We start from the raw sequence: 283 nt of genomic DNA on the forward strand, positions 1-283 counted from the left end.
TTCGAAGCGGTCCAAAATGACACTCGATTCGGTTTAACCATGATGCATATGTCGGTGTGAATACGAGTTCTACATCGTTTTCCTGTGCCCAAGCTTTCACTTTTTTATGGTGGTGCGGCGAGAAGTTATCAAGAACGATGTAAAGTCTTTCCGAACCATGAAAGCGGCGGCGAAGCACCTTGAAGAAACGAAGAATATCTGCGTGTTTCTTCGTTTTCGAAGCGTGGCCATATAACTTGTTCGTTTTTAAATCAAGCGCAGCAAGCAGGTGGCGGACGCCATG

The 283-nt window shown here is 45.9% G+C and carries 1 protein-coding gene; it reads right to left on the reverse strand.

From position 1 onward, the window contains the following. The coding region (locus tag PV433_RS25205; protein WP_332074793.1) for a transposase at positions 1 to 283 on the reverse strand (283 nt) is incomplete at both ends.

This window comes from Paenibacillus sp. GYB004, from assembly GCF_036577605.1.
GTDB lineage: Bacteria > Bacillota > Bacilli > Paenibacillales > NBRC-103111 > Paenibacillus_AB > Paenibacillus_AB oceani.